The sequence below is a fragment of the Enterobacter cloacae complex sp. P12RS genome (genome assembly GCF_014895875.1).
Classification (GTDB): domain Bacteria; phylum Pseudomonadota; class Gammaproteobacteria; order Enterobacterales; family Enterobacteriaceae; genus Enterobacter; species Enterobacter bugandensis.
In genome coordinates this window covers 1-23,465 of record NZ_JADBQO010000007.1, presented here as the reverse complement: position 1 = coordinate 23,465, position 23,465 = coordinate 1, and the positions used below count along the sequence as shown (strand labels likewise).

At 53.4% G+C, this 23,465-nt stretch carries 25 protein-coding genes and 2 pseudogenes; 2 read left to right on the top strand and 25 right to left on the bottom strand.

Going from position 1 to position 23,465, the window contains the following annotated elements:
- Positions 1-57 precede the first annotated feature (57 nt).
- The 21 genes from IM284_RS03000 to IM284_RS02900 form a co-directional block, all read right to left on the bottom strand.
- Positions 58-1,005 carry a DUF6453 family protein gene (locus tag IM284_RS03000; protein ID WP_087822381.1) on the bottom strand — a complete coding sequence of 316 codons (948 nt, stop codon included), beginning with the start codon at positions 1,003-1,005 and terminating at the stop codon, positions 58-60.
- Entirely contained in the window at positions 1,005-4,223 is a 3,219-nt protein-coding gene (locus tag IM284_RS02995; protein ID WP_087822380.1) for a host specificity protein J, read from the bottom strand. The genes IM284_RS03000 and IM284_RS02995 overlap by 1 nt, the downstream gene beginning before the upstream one ends.
- Before the next feature lie 52 nt (positions 4,224-4,275).
- Complete coding sequence (locus IM284_RS02990) at positions 4,276-4,875, bottom strand: tail assembly protein (protein WP_045909687.1); 600 nt, start codon at positions 4,873-4,875, stop codon at positions 4,276-4,278.
- Between the two features lie 42 nt (positions 4,876-4,917).
- Positions 4,918-5,247, bottom strand: coding sequence for a YecR family lipoprotein (yecR, locus tag IM284_RS02985; protein WP_225828840.1), 330 nt, complete (start codon positions 5,245-5,247; stop codon positions 4,918-4,920).
- An 83-nt stretch (positions 5,248-5,330) separates the two neighbouring features.
- Complete coding sequence (locus IM284_RS02980; RefSeq protein WP_087822379.1) at positions 5,331-6,047, bottom strand: C40 family peptidase; 717 nt, start codon at positions 6,045-6,047, stop codon at positions 5,331-5,333.
- A 1-nt stretch (position 6,048) separates the two neighbouring features.
- Positions 6,049-6,804 carry a phage minor tail protein L gene (locus IM284_RS02975; RefSeq protein WP_193055725.1) on the bottom strand — a complete coding sequence of 252 codons (756 nt, stop codon included), beginning with the start codon at positions 6,802-6,804 and terminating at the stop codon, positions 6,049-6,051.
- Positions 6,801-7,148 carry a phage tail protein gene (locus tag IM284_RS02970; RefSeq protein WP_023343873.1) on the bottom strand — a complete coding sequence of 116 codons (348 nt, stop codon included), beginning with the start codon at positions 7,146-7,148 and terminating at the stop codon, positions 6,801-6,803. Before IM284_RS02970 ends, IM284_RS02975 begins: the two co-directional genes overlap by 4 nt.
- A gap of 3 nt (positions 7,149-7,151) precedes the next feature.
- Positions 7,152-10,295, bottom strand: coding sequence for a phage tail tape measure protein (locus IM284_RS02965; RefSeq protein ID WP_193055724.1), 3,144 nt, complete (start codon positions 10,293-10,295; stop codon positions 7,152-7,154).
- A complete protein-coding gene (locus tag IM284_RS02960; RefSeq protein WP_255505771.1) occupies positions 10,279-10,551 on the bottom strand; it encodes a phage tail assembly protein T in 273 nt (90 codons plus the stop codon). Before IM284_RS02960 ends, IM284_RS02965 begins: the two co-directional genes overlap by 17 nt.
- A gap of 50 nt (positions 10,552-10,601) precedes the next feature.
- Positions 10,602-11,033: a phage tail assembly chaperone G gene (gpG, locus tag IM284_RS02955; protein ID WP_193055723.1), complete on the bottom strand. Its 432-nt coding sequence runs from the start codon at positions 11,031-11,033 to the stop codon at positions 10,602-10,604.
- 10 nt (positions 11,034-11,043) lie between these two features.
- Positions 11,044-11,787 carry a phage tail protein gene (locus IM284_RS02950; RefSeq protein ID WP_193055722.1) on the bottom strand — a complete coding sequence of 248 codons (744 nt, stop codon included), beginning with the start codon at positions 11,785-11,787 and terminating at the stop codon, positions 11,044-11,046.
- A gap of 9 nt (positions 11,788-11,796) precedes the next feature.
- Positions 11,797-12,198, bottom strand: a complete 402-nt coding sequence (locus IM284_RS02945; RefSeq protein ID WP_193055721.1) for a phage minor tail U family protein — start codon at positions 12,196-12,198, stop codon at positions 11,797-11,799.
- Entirely contained in the window at positions 12,195-12,773 is a 579-nt protein-coding gene (locus tag IM284_RS02940) for a phage tail protein (protein ID WP_032623278.1), read from the bottom strand. Before IM284_RS02940 ends, IM284_RS02945 begins: the two co-directional genes overlap by 4 nt.
- A 9-nt stretch (positions 12,774-12,782) precedes the next feature.
- Positions 12,783-13,025: a DNA breaking-rejoining protein gene (locus IM284_RS02935; protein WP_029485040.1), complete on the bottom strand. Its 243-nt coding sequence runs from the start codon at positions 13,023-13,025 to the stop codon at positions 12,783-12,785.
- 25 nt (positions 13,026-13,050) lie between these two features.
- Complete coding sequence (locus IM284_RS02930; RefSeq protein ID WP_193055720.1) at positions 13,051-13,377, bottom strand: DUF2190 family protein; 327 nt, start codon at positions 13,375-13,377, stop codon at positions 13,051-13,053.
- An 82-nt stretch (positions 13,378-13,459) separates the two neighbouring features.
- Complete coding sequence (locus tag IM284_RS02925) at positions 13,460-15,493, bottom strand: ClpP-like prohead protease/major capsid protein fusion protein (protein WP_193055719.1); 2,034 nt, start codon at positions 15,491-15,493, stop codon at positions 13,460-13,462.
- Complete coding sequence (locus IM284_RS02920; RefSeq protein ID WP_193055718.1) at positions 15,420-16,919, bottom strand: phage portal protein; 1,500 nt, start codon at positions 16,917-16,919, stop codon at positions 15,420-15,422. The genes IM284_RS02925 and IM284_RS02920 overlap by 74 nt, the downstream gene beginning before the upstream one ends.
- On the bottom strand, positions 16,916-17,131 hold the full coding sequence (locus tag IM284_RS02915) for a hypothetical protein (protein ID WP_193055717.1): 216 nt from the start codon (positions 17,129-17,131) through the stop codon (positions 16,916-16,918). Before IM284_RS02915 ends, IM284_RS02920 begins: the two co-directional genes overlap by 4 nt.
- Complete coding sequence (locus IM284_RS02910) at positions 17,128-19,230, bottom strand: phage terminase large subunit family protein (RefSeq protein WP_193055716.1); 2,103 nt, start codon at positions 19,228-19,230, stop codon at positions 17,128-17,130. Before IM284_RS02910 ends, IM284_RS02915 begins: the two co-directional genes overlap by 4 nt.
- Positions 19,230-19,718, bottom strand: coding sequence for a DUF1441 family protein (locus IM284_RS02905; protein ID WP_020884621.1), 489 nt, complete (start codon positions 19,716-19,718; stop codon positions 19,230-19,232). Before IM284_RS02905 ends, IM284_RS02910 begins: the two co-directional genes overlap by 1 nt.
- A 412-nt stretch (positions 19,719-20,130) precedes the next feature.
- Entirely contained in the window at positions 20,131-20,334 is a 204-nt protein-coding gene (locus IM284_RS02900) for a hypothetical protein (protein WP_193055715.1), read from the bottom strand.
- 187 nt (positions 20,335-20,521) lie between these two features.
- Between IM284_RS02900 and IM284_RS02895 the strand changes: the two genes are divergently transcribed.
- Positions 20,522-20,734, top strand: a complete 213-nt coding sequence (locus IM284_RS02895; RefSeq protein ID WP_182071129.1) for a KTSC domain-containing protein — start codon at positions 20,522-20,524, stop codon at positions 20,732-20,734.
- A 27-nt stretch (positions 20,735-20,761) separates the two neighbouring features.
- Here IM284_RS02895 and IM284_RS02890 read toward each other — a convergent pair whose 3' ends face one another.
- The 4 genes and pseudogenes from IM284_RS02890 to IM284_RS02875 form a co-directional block, all read right to left on the bottom strand.
- Positions 20,762-21,283: a hypothetical protein gene (locus tag IM284_RS02890; protein ID WP_193055714.1), complete on the bottom strand. Its 522-nt coding sequence runs from the start codon at positions 21,281-21,283 to the stop codon at positions 20,762-20,764.
- Positions 21,280-21,816, bottom strand: coding sequence for a lysozyme (locus tag IM284_RS02885; protein WP_193055713.1), 537 nt, complete (start codon positions 21,814-21,816; stop codon positions 21,280-21,282). The genes IM284_RS02890 and IM284_RS02885 overlap by 4 nt, the downstream gene beginning before the upstream one ends.
- Positions 21,816-22,118, bottom strand: coding sequence for a hypothetical protein (locus IM284_RS02880; RefSeq protein ID WP_193055712.1), 303 nt, complete (start codon positions 22,116-22,118; stop codon positions 21,816-21,818). Before IM284_RS02880 ends, IM284_RS02885 begins: the two co-directional genes overlap by 1 nt.
- Before the next feature lie 491 nt (positions 22,119-22,609).
- Positions 22,610-23,041: pseudogene (locus tag IM284_RS02875) on the bottom strand (site-specific DNA-methyltransferase); the annotation flags it as partial.
- Positions 23,042-23,243: 202 nt separating this feature from the next.
- Between IM284_RS02875 and IM284_RS02870 the strand changes: the two are divergent.
- Positions 23,244-23,465: pseudogene (locus IM284_RS02870) on the top strand (hypothetical protein); the annotation flags it as partial.

The window sequence follows — 23,465 nt, the reverse complement described above, 5'->3', positions numbered from 1 at the left end:
CTCCTTAATTCAGATAATAAAAGCCCCGCCAAAGCGGGGCTTTTGGGTGGGGTTGTATCAATACATTGCGGGGATAATGGGAATACTCATTCCCGTAAATCTCTCGCCGGTCACAGAATACTTGTCGGTCCAACGGGAACGGACACGGCCATTCCCACATTTTACCGAGTTCCCACTCATCACCAGTCCCTTGGAGCGCATGTTGCACCACCCGCTGGCTGTTGACGAGTTGAAACCATAGCAGCCAAGCGCAATCATGCTGTTGCCAATATCGACCCAGCTATTGCCCGGTGAATAAAACTGATTGCGGAATATAAATGGACGGCGAGTGGTGGAGAAGGTGCACTGACCAGCGGCGTTGATGAAATTTAATCCTCTCCCCGGTACAGGTGCCTGAACCGCAAAAATTGCAATATCGACATTTACAGAACGGGCAATATCGTCATAGCCCGTATAATCCTGCCGGGAGTAAATATTATTGCCATCACATTCAAGCGTAGCTGCGCTGTCATTCCAGCGAGCAAAAACGAGCCCTTTGGCCGGAAGCGTGTAAGTACCATTTACATTGACCGTCCCACTGAAAACACAGGAAGCAACGCGGCTGACATCAGTGATCGCAATAAAGTCTGTCGAGTCCTCAATGAGCAAACCACGGTTTCCACTCTGCCCTGCCGGTAAAATCTGCCAAACTGTGCCGGGAAATGTTTTATCTTTTCCCCAACCATCTGATGACCAGACTCTCTGAGTCAGGGTTCCGTTGCCGTTATTGGTTATCCCGTCAAGAACCATAATCGTTGTGATCAGATTCGGCGAGCGAGTCACATTCACAACCGAGTTTGATGGAATGAAAAATGGGGTCGCCCCGGCAACAAAGCCCTGAACAGTCATGGTCTGCTGGCCCCATGCCTCTACCGCCTCCCCGCCATACGACGGACATTTCATTCCGGCAGTGATGGTCATTGCGGGACGCCCGTCATTCAAATCAATATAAAGCCCCCTGGCCATCAAAATTCCCCCAGAACAATGCGTCCGCCGTTCGACAAACTGACAGTGACACCGTTGTTATTGATCGTGACGCCTCCAGTTGAGTTGGTAAATCCAAACTGACCATTTTGGGCATAAACCCCGCCACGAACCGTCACATTATTGAATTCAGCAGAACCATTCTTGTTGATAGTCCAGCCTGCTGTGCCCGCACCGTAATTATTCGACTGAATGACATTGCCAATCTTGGCATTCGTGATCGTGCCATCCTGAATAAAACCTGAGCTGATAAAGACCTGACCATTAACCACCGCGAAGGGTGAATACTGACTGTCACCGCTGCCGCTCATCAGAACGAACTGATTAGCGTTAAAGCCAACCCTGGTTATTACCGGTTTCCCTGCCTCCGCCAGAACGGCAATCGACATCCCTGCGTTGTACATTACGCCATTAATCCTGACCCCCGTTTTCAGCGTATAAATGGCTGATGCGCCGGTGGCGTCAACGACTGCAGTCAGCTTGTCTTCAAGAGCTGCCGTCACATCGTTAAACTGCGCCTGCACCTGGGTGGACATTTCAGCCATTGCCTTATCAACTTCAGCAATAGTCGTTTTTACAACCAGAATATCGGCACGCACTTCCCCGTATTGTGCCCACTGATGCTCAACTGTTCCGTGGTTCGCGAGGGCGTTCTGCAGAATTCCCTCAATGTTGGTATCGATGTCTCCAGTGAGGCGCTCCCCATCAGCAGAGGTAAGAAAATCGTCTGCGATATCCCCCAGATAATCATCGGCGTTATCGTTTGACATACCCCTTACCCAGTCGGTATATCCGGACTCGTTACCTGTTCTGTCGACCAGCTGCGCGCGGTACCAGAATTCCTGCCCGGCTTTAAGGCCGAGCTGGGTGTATTCCGCAGATGGATAAGGCACGTCTGAGAGCAGGAGTGGATCCGAAAAGTCACTGTTGGCGGTATACTGAATTTCCGTTTTTAGCGTATCGCCAGTGTTTGCCGGGAAGCCCCAGTTAAGACGAATGCCCCAGTTAATACCCGTGGCCGTGAATCCTACTGGCTTAGGTGGGTTTCCTACTTTGCCCGTCAGTGTCTTCTCTTCCGAATATCCCCATCCTGAGGAAATTTCAGCGGCATTGATAGCACGCACGCGCACCAGATAGCGTCCGGCGTAAATCCCCGGGACGTCGAATGACGTGGTGGAGCTGCGCGGCACGTTAACCCAGTTCCCGTCATTGCGGCGCCATTGCGCTTCATAGGCGATAGCGTTCTGCGCCTGGTCCCAGCTCACGCGCATGGTCTCAACGCTGATATTTTGCTGCACCACGGAAAACGAGCTGATCACGATGTTCGAAGGCGGCGACTGGTTACCCGGCGGGATCACACTCACCGGCCGCTGGTCAATGATGGCTCCGGTATCAATACGGTCATATTTATCCGGGTCGTGCCATGCGGCGGTAATCGAGAAAGTGCCATTATCGTTATCAGAAACGCTGACAACACGATACTGCTGCGCGTAAAGCTCGTCAGATTCAACCACCCAAACAGCTTCGGTCTGTGGGGTCTCACTGTATGCAGTAGTGACTGTGACTGATTGGCCGTTCACAGCCTGAATGGTCCTGCTCTGTGACGCTCCTGAGGGAAGGTTGAGAATCAGGCGATCACCAGCTTCTGCATCAGCAACGCGGTCAAGTTTGATAACGCGACCGTTTACGGCACTGATGCGGCCGCCCATAACCTTTCCGGACAGCAGCTCGTCTGCCACGGCAATGATGTACCCCGGCTGTGGTATGTTTCCGTCCAGACCGACATCAAACGAAACAACACGATCCTTGTTGTTGGTGAGAATGCCCCAGCGCCCCTTTCGGTTCGCCTCTGACTGTCTGGTGCAGCCGATGGCGGTCATTTCCAGTTGGTTAAAACCGTACCGCGCAACCAGCGCCTGCTCAAATACGGGCTCCATAGCATCGGCGTAGGCGTTGCCCGGATCGGACCATGACACCAGCGCCGTGGTATAGCGGGTTTTCGTGGTACTGCTCGAATAGGTAAAACGCCCTTCAATAACGTTAGCGCGCGTATAGCTGTAATCTACATCGCGCGGCATGTCTGCCAGGGCCACAATCTGATCCCCGCCCCAGTAGGTCATGCCACGGAAGATGGCAGCAAAATCGCGGAGGACTGTGTAAGCATCATTCCGGTCCTGAATGTACACGTTGCAGGTATAACGCGGTTCGGTACCGTTACCCCCTTTGCCGTCAGGTACCATCTGATCACAATACTGGGCAACCTGATAAAGCGTCCATTTATCGATGTTAGCAGCTGTTAAGCGGTGGCCGAGGCCGAACCGATCAGAAACAACCAGATCGTAAAAAATCCACGCGGGATTGTCCGTCCATGCCCATTTAAACACACCGGTCCATGTGCCGCTGTAGGTACGGGTTTCTGGGTCGTAAGTATCTGGCACGCGGATTACGCGGCCGCGGGGCTCGCAGGAGATCTGAGGGATAGAGCCGTTAAACTGGCTGGAGTCGAATTCGATGTAGAGTAGCGCTGTGTTTGGATAACGTAACTTGGCGTCAATCACCTCAGTGAAGCTCTGCAGGGTCATCGTATCGCCGATCTTCGCGCTGTTGGCATCGGCGGTAATTTTACGCAGTCTTATGGTCCAGGTACTGCCAGCCTGAGGTAAATCAATTCGGTGGCTACGCTCGTAACCAGAGGTTGTTTTCCCGGTCACGCTGGTATTGAGTACCGTCAGCCATGTTCCGCCGTCAGTCTGCAGGTCAATCGCATAGTTGATCGAATAGCCGACCAAATCCCCGTCGTCCTCCTGCTTGAAAAGTGAGGGCCATTTCAGACGCAGACGAACCGCTGATAGCTGCGTATTGGTGAACGTGCGTGTCCATGCTGTAGCGCTTGATACTTCTGTACCCACGCTGATTTCATTTTCGGTACCGGGAATGCCCTGAATGTAATTTTGCGCCTGCGACCCCGCACGAAACTCCCACGTCACACCGCTGAAGTTTTGGGAGCCGTCGGCGTTCTCAAGCGCCGTTCCGTCCAGGTAGATATCTTTGCCGGTTAGCTGCCCTGCAAATTCCCCTTCCCCAAGCGCAACGAGGATTTTAGCCTTCGCTACAGATTGCAGATCATCTGGCTGCTCAGTAGGGGTTCGGGAACTGGAGCTGCCGCCCTTGCGGCCCTTTAAAACTTTTTCTGTAGCCATATTGCGCCCATAAAAAAGCCACCCGAAGGTGGCCTGAAAAAAAGTTTGTTATCTACTGCTGATCTTCGACATAAATTCCGGCTGAGATAATCGCTCCGCCGATTCGCCGACGGCCATAAAGAAGCGGTACCGGGTAGCCCTGAGCAGCAGTGTTTGTTACTCCACCGAATGCGTATGAGGCGCGGTTATCTGCGCTTTGTTTACTGGCCAGTCCGGTTGGCTGAGGAGAAAGCATTTGCACAACCCCGCCGACCATCATTGCCGCACCAAATTGTGCGACACCATACCCGGCTGCAGATAACGTACCTGCTGAAAAATAGCCAACAGCCACCCCGACAACGACCAGCACTGCACCAAGGATTGTTTGCAATATCCCCGCTTTTTTACTGCCAATAATTACTGGAACAATACGGATAACGTCACCGGTTACCGGAAAACCAAGATCATCCTCACCAATGTTTCTTTTACCCTTAAACACAGAATATGTGAGCCCGCGACGCTGGCTTGAAATCATAAACTGCTCAAATCCAGGAATGGTCTTCGCGAGTGCAACACCAGCCTCGCTCACACGGGAAATCAGGCGATGGTGAACTTTTCCAAATGTTTTACCAAGAACTCCGCCAAGTTCAATTCGACTCATAACCTCTTTCATACAATTTCCACACATAAAAAAACCGCCGAAGCGGTTTAAATATCAATTTTGTGCAGCTTTACCGCCGGTACACTGATATTCGACAGATACGTTGGACATAATACAACTCCCAAAACCATCCATCTGTCCACACTGGCTAGTTTGTCCGCCAAAAGGTTCTGCACCTTCATATCCCCAGGTTTTACATTTTTGGGCGGCTAAAGATGCGGCTTGATTAAGGTCAACAACAGGCTTTTCAAATTGACCGACTGTATAACCCATTCTCACAGTACCATCGGCCTTGCTTCCCCCCATAGGGACCATCTCCTTTCGAACCGCGCAACCAGATAAAATCATGGTAGTTAAAACTATCAGGACTATTTTCTTCATCATTTATTTCCCTTAATTACAATCGGAAATATCTTAACACCATTCAATCTGGCTGCAATATAAGAATTATTTTTTGATGACATAATTTAATATACAAATAAATCTTTATAGCGCAATAACTTAACTGTTCGTTCCTGCCAGTAGCCGCCGTACGGCACACGCTGGCTTATGTGTCCGTACAGGTGATGCAACAGCATATTGCCCTCCAGCAAAATTCCCGCGTGATTCCACTTATCGGCCTGGACCTGCATGATCACCATATCGCCTGGCCTCGGCGGGCCGTCGAACTCTCTGAAACCGCACTCGTACCAGCAATCCTGATAGAAGTTGTCCGGATAATTGTTTTCCCACCAGGGATAGTCCACCCGATAGTCGTTGAGCTCAATACCATGCGTTTGCCTGAAATAACTCATGACCAGCCCCCAGCAGTCATAGTGTCCAAGCACAAACGGACGCTCCAGCAGCGGCAGCTCTCCGCGCGGCTGGATGGTACGTAAATCCCCCTCCGGCCAGCTCACGATGTGCCAGGGTAAAAGCGTTGCATCGCATTGCGCTTTATCCAGTTCGCTTGGTTGCGTCGTGGCATCAGGGTGACTGTGAACGATGGCGATCACAGTTCCCCAGTCTTCAGCTGATGCGTAATCTTCCGGACAAAGGACAAAATTGTCCTCTGGCGCCGCTGCAAGATTACGGCACGGGAAATAACGTTCAACACGGCTTTTCTGCGCCACCACGCCGCAACACTCGCGAGGATACTCAGCTGCAGCATGAGCCATAATCGCATCGATGGTTTTCTGACGCATATCAGCTCCTGATCAAAGACGTCCCAGGGAACCCACCGAACGGCAGTTCGTTGCCGTCTCCATGCCGGAGCTTACAGGCCGTCAGAGTGCCGCTGCATTCATCCAGGGACGGATCGCTGACCGGGTTATTGTTTTTGTCGAAATAGTTGGTCCCGGCATAGTCGCAGCCGTCGCCGGTGCGATACTTGTTCCGGATGCACCAGGTACAGAGCGAATGCAGCTGACGCGTCGGAATCATCAGTCCCTGCAGGTCCATCGGACTTGAAAGTGAGAATTCCACGGCCTCGTTTGTCTCTGCGCTTTTGGCATCGATGTAAAATACTTTCACCTTTTCCTGCGTAGGGTCTGCAGTGGGGTTCCCGCCTGGAAAATTTCGGGCATCAAGGTAGCTGGCCAACGTATCATGGATCGTGACCTTCGCCTGCAGCAGGTCATCATAGGCAAGACAGAGCGCAGTTATAGAGCTGTCGAGGTTAGCAACCGATAATTTAGGCTGCGCGCTGCTCCCACTGGTGGAAACCTCAATCCCCTCAATCTGGCAGGGCCACGCTTTATATTCCTGCTCCTGCCACCAGATGGATTTCGCAGGCAGTTTGCTTTCATCCCCACCAGCAGCATCAATCTCTTCTGGTGTATGCGCGATATTATGCGCATGGAAGAAAAGCACATCTGACATGCCGAAGGCCGTACCATCGACAGAAAAAAGCCGGACTTCATTGCCCGGCTCGAGTTTTTGATAATCAGCATTAAGGCTCATGGTGCAAATGCCTGTTCAAACGTTGCGGTTACGGTTTCCACTTTTTTATTCAGGGTGACTCGCTGAAGGCTGTCAGCCTCAACACGCCAGAGGGCTAAATCACCACCAGGTGGAGTGAATGTGAAAGACTTTGTTTTATGCCTCCGCAGAAATGAATGAATCTCTCTGGCTATTACCGGATCGCCAGTAAAAGAAAAGGCATAATTTAGAACTTCATCGTTCAGGCCAGAACCACTTACCTGCTTGTACCCATCACCGAACTGCGCCGTTCTGACTGTATCTTTGCTGCTCAGAGTGGGCTGGCTTGCTGCCTGAATCTTCCATGCAAAATGCTCTATGGCCATCATTTACCTCTGTTTAGTGGCATTCCAGATGATTCCTCCAGGCCTTGTTTCGCGCGCGATGCCTTCGCGGACCGAACGATCAACCACTTTCTGATAAGCCTGAGCAAGTGCACCATCGCCACTCTGTTGCTGCTTCGTATTGTTAGACTGCGCTGTAGTCACTGAAACGGGTGCGTAAACGCTAATCCCACCGATACCAGAAGCTGCTGCGCTCCCCCCGCCGACCAGACCACCGGAGGCATACCCGCGCATCAGCCGATAAAGATTGGCCACGCCGATGCGGCTGGTTGACTCTTTGGTGAAGACGAACTCCCCGCGGTGAACGATACCGGCTGGCTCATACTTGCCGCCGTGCCCGGTAAAGCCGCCTGCGTCAAAGCCCGTAGGGCGGAAAGACGGTACCGAAAATGACTGGCCTGCAGAGGCCGTATTAGTTCCGCTACTTATCCAGCCCATTGCACTCTGGATTGCGTAAGCCACCAGAAGCTGGTTGATAACGGAAACAATCATTTTAAGGATCGAGCTGGTGAAGTCCCTGAAGCTCGCCTTCCCGGTTGTCGTCAGGCTGGTAAGCTGGCCCGCCAGCCCGCTGAACGTAGCCTGCGAAATCTGCTGAACAGAGCTGAAAACGTTTGTCGCTGAATCCTGATATTCGGCCCAGCCCTGTTTCGCACCGGCCAGCCAGTTTGCACGCAGGGCATCTTCAGCCTCGAACGTCGCCCTTTGCTCTTCCAGAACCTTTTGCTGCGCCTGAGGGTTGTACGAATAGCTTTCGCTGAGACGCTGCAGCGTAGTTTGTCGCCCGGCTTCCCGGGTGGATACCCCCTCAGACTGAGCCTGCAGGCCCGCCCTGGCGGCTTTTTGCTGCTGCTCAAACTTCACGGCCTGATCGGCCAGCTGGTTGAGCTTTTGCTGGCTGGCAACCTTATCGCCCAGGTCGGCCAGCTGCCGCTTGTACTCGAGCGTTTCTTCCTTGTGCGCCAGCAGGGATTTTTCCTGCGCCGTAAGCTGACGACGCCCCGCGGCCTCCTGCAGAACGGTGAACTGATTTTCAGTCTGCCAGAGATCCTGACGCTGTTTACTTATGACGTCGTTCACGCTGGTGTGCTGCTCAAGCGTTTTAAGCTGGGCCTGAAGGGTGCGGAGTTCGGCCTGGGCCTTTTCCTCGGCCTTGTCGCCGGCGGGCGTTGAGTAGCTTTTGCCTTTCGGCGTTTTTGGATCTTTCCACTGCTTTTCAATCCCGGCGCGGGCCGCGGCAATGTCCTTTTCAGTCCACAGCGTGGCGACACCGTCTTTCGCATCCTGGCGGTTTTTCTCAATAAGCTGACTGAGCTTTTTCTCTGCTGAAGCCCGCTTTTCTGCCGCCGTCGCGCCGGACTCCACCAGCTGGTTAAACTGCTGCTGGTTCCGGATTGCCTGAGCCTGCTGGTCCGTCCGCATTTTTTCCCGCGCGGCTGCCAGACCTTCCTGGGCGTATTGCTGATCGGCAAGATCGTAAGCCTGCTTTTTCAGCTCCACCTGCTGGCGCGCGTTTCTCAGCCTGTCCGCATCCGCTTTTTGCAGAACGTTGTTACCGGCATAATCCGGGTCGACCTTAAGATTGCTGGACAGCGCGCGGTACTCTTTCTCTGCTGCCTGCCATTCAGCAAAAGAGTCCTGGCGCTTCATCGCGGTGTCAGGATTACGCCCTATGCCAAGCATCGCATCCCATGCACCGGAGGCGGCATTCTTCACCCAGTTCCAGGCTTTTTCGAGGGTTCCGAGATTATCCTCGACCGCACCGGCGCGCTGAATGACCGCGTCGGAATATGCCCGCATTGCCAGCTCGGCAGCTTTCTGCGAATCCCCCAGCGCCTGAGCAGAAGCTATCTGTTCATACTGGGTGGCCGTCAGAAAGTGAAGGGAATCGTTGAGCGTCGCGACCGCGTTAACCGGATCATCCTTCAGGCGTTTAAACTGATTTATGGTTTCGTCGACGGCCTGCCCGGTAGCCTGCTGCAGCCTGGCGGCAACATTGCTGACCATGCTGACGTCATTCCCGCTGAACACGCCGCTTCCAACGACCTGCGCCAGCACGCCTGCAGCGGCATGCTGCGTGATGCCATTACCGGCCAGCGAGCGCGCCAGCGCCTGAAGCTGCCCTGACGTTTTCCCCGCGTAGTTCCCGGTCAGGATCAGCTGCCTGTTAAATTCCTCAGACTCTTTGCTGCCGTCATACCAGGCCTTACCCAGCCCGAATACCGCCGCGGCAATCCCACCAACCAGGCCGGCGATCCCCAGTCCGCGCAGCGACAGCAGCTGGTCTATCCATCCTGCCCGGTTCGCCAGCGTGATCCCGGAGCCGCGCAGCGCACCGAAGTTACCGCGCATGACCTCGCCGATAAGTACCCCCAGCTCCTGCCGGGCAGCAGCACTTTGCAGCCCCAGACCGTGCGTGGCCACTTTGGCAGCTTCAAGCTTGCGGATATAGACCTCAGCCGCATCGCTGGCACCGACCTGCGCCGCCTTCATGCGCAGCAGCTCGGTACCGGAGAGCTTTTGCTCTGCAACCTGTTGCTTCAGCTGGCTGAGGAATCGCGTGCGCGCTGCGGCCGATTTTTCCTCCACGATCTGTAGTTCTTTTTGCCGGGCCGTGGTGCGGGAAATAAGGGCGAGATAATCCTGCTGGGTGATGTTGCCCTGTGCCCTCGCTGCGCGAAAGCGCGCCTGCACGTTCGCAAGCGACTGTGTCTCACCATTGAGCTGGCGAACGCCGTCAATCTGGCGGAAAAATGATGCCGCCAGTTCATCCTGTCGACGGGCAAGCGCTGCGGCCTGCCCGTCATTCTCACGCATGCGCTGATTAAGCTCGGTCACGCGGCGGTGAGTTTCATCAACGGACCTGGAAACACTCTGCCAGTCTTTGGTCAGCCCTTCCGTTGCGGCCGACTGACGGGCTTTCATGTCTTCGGCCGCCGCCGCGCCAGCGTCGCCCACACTCTTTAGTGCAGCGCTCTGACGGTCCGCAGCACGCTGCATTCGCGCCTGAACTTTATCAGACTCATCCGCCATTCCTGTCAGTTGCCCTTTGATTCGGGCGACCTGCTCGCTGAAGGTTGCGCGGTCAACATCCAGCTTAATAACCAGGTCGCTAATTTGCTGGGCCATATCGGATACCTCCTGTGATCCCCTCAGCGGCGGTCATCAGCGCATCATCATCCGGCTCATCATCGCTGATGACGATACCGGAAGGAGAAAGCAGGCTGAAATGTGCGGGGGTAAGTTCCGGGTCGCGGAAGAAAAGAGTGGAGATGGAATAAAGCAGCTCTGAGAAATGTGCATCGAGCTGCGCGTCCTGAAAATAATGCTCCCGATAGAACTGGTGCCAGTCGCCCAGCTCACTGGAAGTCATTCCAGCCAGCATGGCGCGCCAGTCGGGTCGCCCAAACTCGCGCGCCAGATTCAGGACAAACGTCAGCTCGCTGGCAAGGGCTTTTCCGCCGTAACGGGTTCTGCGCTCTCGGCCTCCGCGGAGGCATCCGGATCGGCAGGATTGTCATCCTCAACCGGAACGAGCATGCCGGAGAGCAGCTTTATCTCCATTTCGGCTTTACCGATCGCCTCCGGCGGCCAGCCATTCAGGACCTGCTGATATAACGTTTCCACATCAGTGCCAGCCGGATCGTTATGCCACAAAGACATTGCGATCACCCGCGCACCGCAGCGAATATTTGAGCCAATCAGCCTGGCCGTCATTTCCTGATCGCTGATGCCGTCGCTCTCAGCGCTGACGGCCTTTTCCTCTGCGGCCATAAACGTAAGGAGCTCAATACGCTGCAGCGCCGACAGCTCAAAGATGGTCAGGGACTCTTTTTGCCAGGTGAACTTCTCTTTTTTCAGAAACATGCGGCCTTCCTTACGCTGCTGTTACGGTGACTTTGCAGACCGCAACGAAATTACCGTCACTGGTCATAACAATAATGTCAGCGGTGCCCGCCGCCACGCCGGTGACGGTGATCGCATTGCCGCTAACGGTGACCGTTGCTTTTGCCCCGTCAGAGGTTGCCACGCGGAACGAGGTATCTGACGCGCTGGCAGGGTTAACCGTCACATTAAGCGTTGTGGTTGCGCCGACGGCCACGCTTGCCGTGGCTTTATCGAGCGTAACGCCGGTCACGGGGATATTCGGGGTCCCGCTTTCTTCAGCCAGCTCCGGCTTGCCGGTATTGGTGATTTTCGCTGTACGGGTAATGACCTCTTTTGCCGGAATGGCTTTACCCAGGCTGCTGCACCAGCCGCGGAAAACGTCGACGGTACCGTTCGGGTATTTGATTTTGTAATAGCGCACTGAGCCATCAATAAACCATGCGACCAGGTCTTTTTGCCCTTCTTCGCCCGGTTTCCAGGCGAGGGTGAACGAGGTATCGCCAGCAGATTTTGCCCCCTGGGCGGTGGCGTTCCAGTCGGCATCCTCGTCGTCAAGGTAAGTGTCGTCATACGATTCGGCGGTCATTTCGCCCGGCGTCAGCTCTTTAATTTTCGCCAGGCGGTTCCAGTCGATATCCGAGAGTGGGTTAGCGAAAGCGTTGCCCGTTCCGGTGTAAAGCCAGAGGGTGGTACCGGCACCTTTCACGGGGGCCAGCGGGTTTGGAGTAGGCATAAGTACCTCTTAAATTGAATAGGTGATTAAGTACGTGAAATCGACTGAACCCCAGGTGGCCATTTCATCATCCCGCTGATAGTCATAACTCTGCGGGGTGAACGTCTCGACCAGTTCGGTCAGATCCGGGATGAAGGACATTGCCGGATACACTTTCTCTTCCATCCAGGAATCAAGCGCGCTGTCGGGGCTGGAGGCTTTAAGAAATACCTCGATGTGAACAACCGCCTGCCACGAATCTTCGTCAAGCGAATCGCCGGTGTACTCCGCGTCAGAAAGGTATACAGCCACGGCAGGGAGATCCTGCTCTTCAAGAAAAACAGGGCGCCCGTCAAACCAGGTGACCGTGTCGGTGATCTCGGCTTTCAGTTTTGCCAGAATGGCTGCACGAATTGCGCTGTGTCTGTTCATCGCTTCAGGTGGATCCTCAGTTGGTTTTTCAGGGCTGCGGAAAGTTCTTTGGGCATATCGCTTTCAATAAGGCGCTTTGAAATAGCGGTGAAGGCCACGGTGAGCGGTGTCTCAAGAGGAACTTTGACCACATCAATCGGATAACGGGCCTGACCTACGCGCCGCATGACCTGCCAGCGCCCGTTCGAGAGCTGTTGGATAAAAGCATTACGAAAGGTATAGGGCCCGATTTTAAGGACGCTGCCCGCTCCGTTTCTGGCCCCTTTTTTACGCGAGAGCCGGACGCGCGCCGTGCCGAGCTTTATCGCAGGAAGATTACCGCGGTTGATTTTTATCGACGCGACCGGGCGATCGTGACGGGCCTTGCGCAGACGGGAACGCTGGCGGACCAGACGAACCGGAAGCCCCTTTTTCCGGTTATCATCAACTGTTGCTTCTTTCGCTACAGCTTTGCTCCCCTGGCTTATCGTTCTGCTGGCCACCCGGTTTAGTGCTTTTGCGGTTGCCTCAGGAACGATTAACCGGCTGAGGCTGTTCAGGTTCTGAATAGCCCTTTCCAGTCCTTTCACAGACATAGCGCCTCCTCATTCGAGATGGATGCGGGGTTTTCCGTTGAACATGTCATAGCGGGTAACTGTCAGGTTCTTACCGTCGTAGTCGACACTGTCGTTTCGGCGTGGCTGGTAAAGCTCAGAGAAAACCACCAGCGAAGTACCTGTTCCCGACAATGGTCCCATTTCCTCGAGTTGATCGGCTGGAACAACGTCATAGCTGCTGCCATTGATGATCGCTGTCTTTCCCATCTTTTTTATGGTGGCCGCGTCCATGCGCGCCGCCATCCGGTCAAAGGGGTTAGGCATTGATCTTAACTTCAACAACGGTGGTGTTTGCCCCTGCATCTTCCCAGGCAATGCCCGCGGCAACGGCGTCCGTTTCTTCGATCGTGATTTTGCCGTCCTTCAGATACACCTGCGCCCCGGCAGTAACCGCATCTGCGGATACTTTTGGCAGAAGGAAAACACCCTCGGTAAAACCGTCCCCGGTATCGCCAGCCGGGATATCGGTAATTGCCACCGCGATAAGTTTTCCAACAACAACCGGGTCGCCGCTGTGAACATCGGTTGCACCGCCGCTTACCAGAGGGATCGTTTTCCCGTCCTGCGCATAGTTCTTAGCCATAACTTCTCCATTCAGCCCCTTGCGGGGCTGGTTTCAGGTATAAAAAAAGCCCTTACGGGCGTCTGTTTGTCAGGACTGTTTTTTACTGACCAGAGGATTTGGTCATGCCGCGATAGTCCAGCGGCGCCACACCTGCATCAATACGCACTTTCGTGGCGATACCATCAGTGGTGAAGCCTTCCTGCTGATCGATGTATGGCGTGTCGACGCCGTTGAGATAAGCGACCTCGATGGTGTCGGTGCCCTTCGCGGCAGCCAGATACCAGGCTTTCGCATCAGCTTCATCCAGGCGTGGTTCGGCAATGACTTCTGCAAAGTTCTGGATAGGGTTAACGATCCCGGCATTGATGTCTGCACCTTTAACACTGGCCGACTTGATGGTCTGATTTGCCAGAGTTTCCAGGGCGACGGGCACCAGCATGTAGGCCGGACGGATATTCAGGGTTCGCTCCCCCTCCTTCTGCAGACGCATCAGCTTGCGCGATTCGTCCAGGCTGGCCACAGAAATTGCGCCCGCGCTCAGGTTCTTGTGATCGGCATGGAACAGCGCCTTTCCGTCTGAGAGTTTCGGGTTTTTAGTCAAAATGGCGTAAACCAGATCGCCAATCGTTGCTTTCGCCGCGCGCCCCATCTTCATCGGTACGTCGGTAAGCTGGTTCAGATCGTCGTTGATGATCGCCTGGCGGGTTACTGAGAAGATTTCACCATACGTGGCAAGCGCGATTGTTTCGCCTTTATCACTGGTAGTAATGTACTTGTACTCAGCCCCTTCGCGAACTTTTCGCAGCGAAGGGAAACCACCCATACCGACACGATGCGCCGTTTTGAAGTCCGACAGCTGGCCTTTTTTGGTCCACTGCTCGAAGGTTTCCTGCGCCTCGTCCCAGCCCTGAATCAGCGCTTTGTTCGCAACATCAAGCAGAATGTTGCCAAAGTCAGAGGTGCTGTGGGTCAGTGCCAGGCCAACCATCTGCATCGGGTTGTAGCTGGCCACGCCGATACCTTTTTCAGTCAGGGCCATACGCGCATACTCGCGCAGCGTCATACCGTTATAAACGTTATCCCGCTCCTGACCTTCGAACCCCGCACGCGCCATCAGTGCCTGGCGAATACCATCCGCGACGAAGTTACCATTGCCCGCATGAATATGCGGCTGGGTGGTTTTATTGGACGGCGTGGCCGTTTTACCGAGTTCTGCCAGCAGCAAATCTTTCGCCTTATCGACGGAACAATCAGGGTCGGCCACACACTGATTCTGCAGTTCCATGTGCTTATTGCCGAACATGGCAAAGAGATCGCCGATAGCGTTAACACGGGCTTTCTGCTCAGCTAACACCTGCGCGCGGATCACATTTTCATCCGGCGCCGGGTCTGTTTTTGCCTGCGGTGCCTGAGGCTGGGTAATAACCGGGTCACGCTGGGTAGTGTTGCGCGGCGGGGTGATCATGTTGCGAATGCTTTTTGGCATTTTTTCAAATTCCTCAATACGTTTTGAATGAATACAGGCCATAGCCTGAAGGGATGGTGTCACCTGGTCGGCAAAACCCAGTTCAAGGCACTCGCTGCCGTTCATCCAGGTTTCGTCCTCCAGCATTGCCGCAATTTCTTCGGTGGATTTTCCGGTTTTCTGCGCATAAGCCGGGATAAGAACGGATTCAACCTTGTCGAGAAGATCCGCATAGTCGCGCATATCGCTCGCGTCACCACCAGCAAACCCCCAGGGCTTATGGATCATCATCATCGTGTTTTCAGGCATGATGACCGGATTGCCTACCATCGCAATCACCGAGGCCATGGAGGCCGCCAGACCGTCGATATGCACGGTAATCGCCGCGCCGTGATGCTTTAGCGCGTTATAAATAGCAATACCGTCGAAGACATCACCACCGGGGGAGTTGATATAAAGGTTGATGTGGGTGACGTCCCCAAGTGCCCGGAGATCATTGACGAACTGTTTCGCCGTTACGCCCCAGTACCCGATTTCGTCATAAATAAAAATGTCGGCTTCGCTGTTATTGCTGGCCTGCATGCGGAACCACGAATTACTTTTTGCGCTGGCTTTCGGACGGTGGCGCGCCCGGTTCTTTGACTTCGGCACTGGTGCCTCCTTTATCATTGGCGGGGTCGGTGTCAAACACCAGGCCCTGTTCACGGTTCTCGTCAACCTCCGCTTTACGGCGTGACTTAACATCATCCGGGTTGCGACCGCTGGCACGTATCCAGTCGGATTCAGTAGCAGCACCGCCGCGGATCTGCGTTTTCCAGGCATTCGCTTCTTTAACGGGATCAATCCACGGCATAACGGGCCCCGAATAAACCGCGTTATAAAGCGAGTCCATATCGATGCCTCTCGGCAGCTTGATTTCTCCGGCAGCAATAGCCATCTTCAGCCAGGCCCGGTACATGGGCCGGGTCACTGAACCGATGAACCAGTCCTGAAGAATCAGATATCCGTCGGTTGACTCGACAAGCTCCTGCCGCTGGGCACTGTACGTTCCGTTGTAGTTTCTGGATGTGCTGGAAAAGCTGAGGCGACTGCCGGCGGACACGGCACGCAGCTGTCCGTTACGAAACGACTCGAGGTTAGGGTTCGGGCGATCGGATTTAATCATCCCTATTTCTTCCCCGGCCTGCAGCTCGTCATAGAGCATACCGGGCTGAATCATCAGCTCGCGGTCATCGCTGCTGGAATCAGACTCGAAGCTCTGTCCGTCGCCTTTTTTGATATACATGCCGAGTGCGGCAGCAATTCTGGCAGCGGTAAGCTCCGAGTCCTCGTACTCTTTCAGCGCGCTCAGGCGCATCAGAACACCTGACAAAAGAGACGTTCCGCGGGTCTGGTGCAGGCGTCGTGTGAATTTGAGATGAAGCATGTTTTCTGCATCTATCTCTTTGGTATCGAACTGACGCCCGGATACTGGCAGGCTTTTATAGACCTGATATTTTTTCGGCCGCCCCCAGTTATCGACAAAAACGCCCTGATTGAGCTGGGTGGCGGCATCGCTGTTCATCGGCACGAAGTCCGGCTCCAGCGCTTCCAGCCAGAACGGCACGCCAGCAACCGGCTGAAGACCATTTCCGGTACCGCGAACCAGCTGAGCAAATACCTCACCGTCCCGGAGCCACGTTCGCAGCATCAGCCGCTCCAGCATGGGGCGGGTAAACTGGGTTGTAACATCGGGTCTTACGGACCATTCGCCCCACTTTCTGCGGATATCAGTGGCCAGCTTTTTAGCTATCTTCCCGTTAGTCAGCATCGGATGCGGTTCAACTATGATGCCCTTCGCACCCACCACCCTTTCTTCCAGCTTGTCGAAAACGCCAATCACCAGATCGTGGTTGTTGTCCAGCCAGCGCGCCTGCTGCCTCAGTGAAACCGCCCCCATCTGGCTGAGCTGATCGGCTGAACGATTTTCCTTCTGGGCTTTGTGGGTACGCGTTTGCTTTACCGCCTCATACGCCTTAATAACCGCGCGGGCACGCAGGCGTGAGGCTTTCCAGCCTGGTGAAAACAGGCCAATCGCATCATCTAAAAAACTCATCCAAACCTCGCCAGCCTGTAGCCGGGTCGCCCGCGGCGTTTGTTATTGAGCGTTGCCAGTCGTCGCTCCCATTCCTGACGGCCTTTTCTGATTTCCGACAGGTTTTCGAGCGTCATCTGCTGCCCGTAGAAAGTGATTGATTTCCCCTCCAGAACAGACAGCTCGGCTGCAGCGTAGCGGTCGATCATGTTTTGAATATCTGCTGGATTCACACCCAACCTCCTGACGAAGACCACGGATTAGCCTGCTCGGTTACAGGCTTCTCACGTTTTGGTTTTGATTTAGATTTCGGCGCAGGCGGCGGGGATGGCATTTCGCCAGCTTCCGTCTGCGTGTCCTCGATCCACGTTTCCCGCCGTGCCCACTCAGGAGCTGACGGCCATTTGATTTTTTCGTAACCACTAAGGATGGCGAGCGCGTCGGCATAAACGAGTAGGTCAAATGCTTCGTTTGCGCCCCGGCCGGGCTTACTCCATTTACCTTCATTCGAGCGTTCCTCATACGTCAGTTCGTCATAGAACCAGCTGCCCAGCCAGGCGGGGAAATGCACATAGCCAGGGCCGGGTGAATCACGCCACAGCGCATTATTCACCCGGTCTTTAAGGGCATCGGTCTGGAGAAGATAAAGAGGCACATCACCCGTCGCCTGTGCGCGACGCGTTGATCTGCCCGTGTTGTCGGGAAACGTTCGCTGGATAAGTTTGCTGCGCCTGACGCTGTCCCCCTTGAAGAGGTAGATACGTTTACCCAGCCCTTCACGACGACATCTGCGCCAGAATTTGTAGGCATTATCCGTCACGCCATCTTCACCCCCTGAGTCCACGGCCATCGACATCAGCCGCATGCCCTTTGACGGGTCAGTTGCGAGTGGCCACGTTTTATCAAAGACATCGGTGAGTAAAAGATCCCAGTCCTCCGGGTAGCTCGCCGGATCCACCTGTAAACTTTCCCCGTTGCCGTCGCAGCGCAGCGAATGCCGGATGTTGTAACGGTCAACTATCCAGCGCTCACCCATACTTCCATAACCCGTAATCTGCACAACAAAGCGCCGGTTGCGCCCGGCCTGCACGTCCACGGTCGCAGTGAGAAACTGCACGCCGTCCGGTACCGAACGTTTTGGGACTTCTTCGGCACGCTGCTCAAGCAATTCACTTTTACGCTGCTCCATGCTGGCCCGCGGCAAATAGGGCCTGCCGAAATCGGTGTTGATCACCGTCTTGAGGGTCTCTTCGCTGCGCGTGGATTCATATTCCTGCTCGGCGGTCAGGAACTTATAAATAAGCTGCGCCCAGGTCTGGTAAGCAGCTGCCGGACCTTCCATCCAGAAGGAGGCAATACGGGAACGACGGCCATCACCGCTAACCTGGCCTTTACTGTCGATGGTTTGCCCGTCCCGGAGCCAGACACATTTCATGTTCAGCGCACGCTTCATGTCCGGCGTTATCCTGCCTTTACAGGCAGGGCACTGAAGAAACGCCGCTTCGCTGGCAAGCACAGGATCGCTGCTGTCGCGGTATCCGGTCATATTGTCCATTTCCGGCTGGAAAAATTCGCCGCAATGTGGGCATGGCCAGTAAAGACGACGGCGGTCACCACGGTTATAGAGCGATAAAATTCCGGTGGTCGGAGGGGCTTCATGGGGCGTGGAGCGCCGCCATTTTGTGTCTCTGATATCTCTCCCGGGCGAGCTCTCAACCAGCGTCATCCCGGAGGACATGAATGTCGTGGTACGTTTAGATGCCAGTGAAAAAGCATCCCCCTCCCCGTCGATATCTTCCGGAAAGCGGTCATAATCCGTCAGCGCCACACTCTTATAGTCCGAGGACGACATGATATTGACGGATGGCCAGCCCAGCTTCAGATAGTTACCGGCGCGGAATGTACGGTCGTAGACGTTGTTATCGTTACGTCTTGGGCTTAGTCGGGTTTTAACTTCAGGGCTACAGCGAAAAGTGCGGTCGAGGCGTTTTTTGGAATGCTCGCGCGCTTTTTCCTCAGATACCTGAATCACAAGCATATCTGCCGGATCGCAGACAATGTTATAAACAATCCAGCCGTCAATCAGCCCGATGGTTTTACCCGTTCGCGCCGGGCCCACAAACACCACCGCATCGTATTCACGCGATGCCAGGCAGTTCATCGGCTCAATCACATAGGGTGCCAGATCCGGATCCCACGGAACTGAGTTTCCCGCCCCCATCGGCACGCGCATATGAGTACTGACCGCATCGGCCACCGGCATACGACGCGGGGCTCGTAAAATACCGGAAACATCGCGGCGGATGTCCCTGGCGGATGCCCGCTTTGCCATCAGTCCTCCTCAGGCTCTTCCTCCTCTTTTTCAGCGTCCTGCACCCTCTCCGCCATCTGGTCGCGAAGATCATCGATAACGCTTTGCACACGAACTACCGCAGCAGGCGTTAAAGCACAGTCGCGCTCGAGCACATCCGGGAGGGTTTCAAGTACCATGACGACAGCTTTCGCCATCAATGAGAATTCTCGCGCCACTTCATCTGCGGGTATTAACTGCCCCGTATCCTGTTCGAACTTCAGCCTCTCGTTCTCTGCTTTCCAGTGGGACAGCCTGTCAGAGGGGGGCATATCATCGATGTTGGCCGAAACGGTAGGGATCATCAGTTCGGTCAGAATGTCGGTCACCAGATAGAGCTTTAACTTGCTGTTGCTGCCTGGAGCTGGTTCAACATTTTTCAGTCTCGCGGCAACCGTCTGACGGTGTACGCCGGTTATCCCTGCCAGCTGGTTGATATTGAGTTTTAAAGTGGCAATTTCCTGGTCCATGATGGTGAACACTTTTTAAACGATTCGACATCTTGAGAAAATGGCCTCTAATTAAATCAAAGACCTGCGCATATGATGATGATGACCCTGGATCCGAAAAACTAGCCGTTTCCCGCGAGCCAGCCGCCCCGTGGCAGGCCCCCCAGCCAGGAGGACCCAATATGAAAATGATTATCACTTCCCAAAAGGCGCTTGTTTTAATGAATTTAGGCTTTTAGTCGACCAAGGCTTCTCGCCTTCTCTGCCATCATTAATAGGCACCTCGCTATCGATGAAAGAGATCTGTTCCGCGATGGGGTAACGCATAGGGGAGCAATCTTTCGTGACCTGAATGCCATCTCCTTACGGCGAGATTCGCTTCGTAAAAAAAGCCCCGCTTACGCGAGGCTGAATTTGATATGGATAATGGCAATCAATCTTCTTTTTTAATCACAACTTCCTGCGGTCGCATCTGCTGAATGGCCCGGACTATGCAGTAAGGAATTACCGCCCAAGCAACGCCCATTGCTGCTCCTGCTGCTTGCTGAGGCGCGCTCACAGCGCCGAAAACCTCAACAATACCTTGAACAAAACCAATAACCCCAAAAACAATACAAATAGCCCAGAGGATTTTCATTAACCTAACTCCTTTTATTAAAGAGCTATTAGGATAATTCTGAAAGCCATTTAGTAAAGCTAAAATGCATCAACAGCTATAATTTGTCGCACTGCTTGATGAATAACATGATCATCGACAAAGATGTAATGTAAGGACAGATCTACGATTTCCTCGGGACTCTTCCCATTCAATCGAGGAAACTACATTGATTCGTCAACCTGTTTCGTCTTCAAACCTCCAGTCAGTAGGCTATGATCCATCCTCCAGCGTGCTTGAAATCGCCTTTCATAATGGTGGAGTCTATCAATACTCAGGCGTACCTTCGGCAGTGCATCAGGCTTTGATTAACGCCGGGTCAAAAGGTCAGTATTTTGCTGCACGCATTAAGCATTCATTTCCCTACCGTAAAGTAGGATAAACACAAGCGGGGATTCGTCCCCGCTTTTTATTTGGTTGGGCGCAGTTGTTCGATATCGCGAATTCCTGCAAGTTGGTTATTCGCTTTCTCGATAGTGGAAAGTAGTGGCTTGATCCATAAAACAGCCTGGCAGAAAGTCATTGAGCTGGAGGCAGCGGCACGATCATTGGTTTCATAAGATCTGCCGGTATCGGAGTGCATGGCGCTGGCACGTAAACGGTACGCGTACTCGAGCAGCCCACCAGCAATGTCAGCAGGAACAGGCAGATCACAGGTCTTTTCACGGCGGAGAATCTCCCGGTATTCGATTATGGTTTCTTCGGTGCTGGTGTCTATCAGGGAGTTAAGCCTATTGGCATGTTCTGCAACCTGATTGAATCGATTGAAGTTGAATGCCTGGGTGGTGATTACCAGCCCCTGCAAAGCGTTGTCACTTCGCAGAACATCGTTATCACTCTGTAGGCTTGTTGCATCTGCGCAACTCTTAACAAGCGCTATTGAGAGACCAGCAATAACGCCTATAGCGATAAGACCAAGATTAAATTTCACTGATCCAGCCCCCAGCACGCCAGCGCGCTTTCCTGGTCCCGTCGTTCAACCTGACCATAGCAGCCATTCTTCTGGCCTTTAGTTAGTCGGCAATCACGGCCACCGTCTTTAACCCACCAGCGGATAGCTTCACAGGCTCCTTTCCGGTCACCAGCATTGATGCGCTTATAGAACGTGGACGGGAAGCATTTACCCGGCCCGATGTTGTACGGGCAGAAAGATGCGATCCCGGCTTTCTGCGGTTCGGTAAGCGGTACCGTAATATTGCGGTCAACCCACGCAAGCGCCTTATCCCGTTCGATGGCGTTTACCTGGTCACATTTCTCATGCGTCAACTTCATACCCTGCACCACCGGTTTACCATCAACCATCGTGGCACCGCTGCAAATCGTCCAGATGCCACCACCGTCTTTGTATGCAGTGAGGCTGTTCCCCTCTTTCTCATCCAGAAACTGATCGAGAATGACGGATGCTGGCGCACCAGCCAGAACCAACCCCAGAACAGCAGCACTCAATTTTGCTCTGGATCCCATTAATCTCCTTCCTTTCGTAAGGCCTCGACAACCACGCTTGCCGCAGCTGGACGTTCGTGAAGTGGTTTATCACCGACTCCTTTCAGGTAGTCATTGACCATTTTTGTTCGCTTCTCGTCTTCTCTACGCCTGCGGTGTGCGTCCACCCGCCCGTTAACGTAGGAGGCAAGCGAGATAAGCAAACCGGCTGCGCCAAAGAACATGAACACCAGATCCTGAGTGGTAAATCCAATGGCTGACGCCAGAGCCGCTACCCACGCGAAGAACTGCGTGAAGATGTTCCCTGAATCATTCATTTTCATCGTCTCTCACCTCGCTGTGTGCGGGTGCTGTGTGAAGGAAATAAAAAAAGCCCGCTTTTGAAGGCGGGCTAATGAGTTGACTATTTGTAAGTAAGGTAGGTAGTCGTGAGTTTTGCTAACTGACCAGAGTGAGACAGTATCGGGCTGATTCACAATGGTTCAGGAGAACCATCAGGCAGTTACCTTCAACACACATTGCAAGCGTAGCAGCAGTTCGCAAACACATAAAAAAAGGCCTGCTTTTTAGGGCAGGCTCTCAAGGAATTTGAAACCGTATTGTTGTTGTCATGGTGCCGGGTGCCTCCCGGTGACTTTATTCCAGCCAGCAAAGTCGCGCGCATACCTGCAGATAGCAGTTGGCTGGAACGCCCTTTCGCTTAGAAAGGATTCACCACAGGAATACGTTACGATGAATCCATTCATATGATCAATGCATCATTGCCCTTAGTCCTCTTAGAATAAGGGGAACAAAAGCTTGGGCAACCTCACGTTTACTCCCCTGCTAACGCCCGTATTTCCTCCATCGTCTGATTAAACCTGTCCTCTTCGAGTTCAACACCGATAGCCTGGCGGCCCAGTTCAAAGGCTGCTTTAACTGTTGATCCCGAGCCCATAAAGAAGTCTGCTACTACATCGCCGGGCCTGCTGCTGGCGTTGATGATTTGCCGCAACATATCAGCGGGTTTTTCGCACGGGTGTTTACCTGGATAGAACTGGACTGGTTTATGGGTCCATACGTCCGTATATGGCACGGTAGCTGTCACAGAGAAATGCCGCCGAAGTGATTTGTACTCTTCGAGCAGCTCTGAATATTTGCGATTCAACGAATGCCACAGAGCCACCAACTGGTGGTGTGGTGCTTTGAGTTAAGAAGCGCGGAGTTTCTCAATTTCTACCTGAGTGAACAATTTCTGCTGCTTCTTCAAAGATTTGGATTATGCTCTCATGACTAATGTAAGCAACAGCTGCATGACAACTCTTATCACATTAATGAGAAAAATGCGTACGCGTTAATACTATTTTCAATAAGTTAGTGTTAGCTTTAGAGATCTATCATCAACCGTAGAAATTTTGAACTTCTCGGAGTAAAGTACTGTATATAAATACAGTTAGAGAGGTGGTGCTATGAACAAGTTAGCGCGATTACTGCTCACCGCAAGCTCCATTGCTCCGGTTTGCGCTACGCTTTTTTTTATAGGTTTCGTCAAGGAAACTGTATGGTTGATGAACTATAGCCTATATGTAGGATTGGTTAGCTGGCTGCTGGCTATTGGGTTAATAAAATATTCTGAATGGAAATTAGAAGTATTAACTAAAAACATTAATTCTTTATCTCCTTCTAATAAA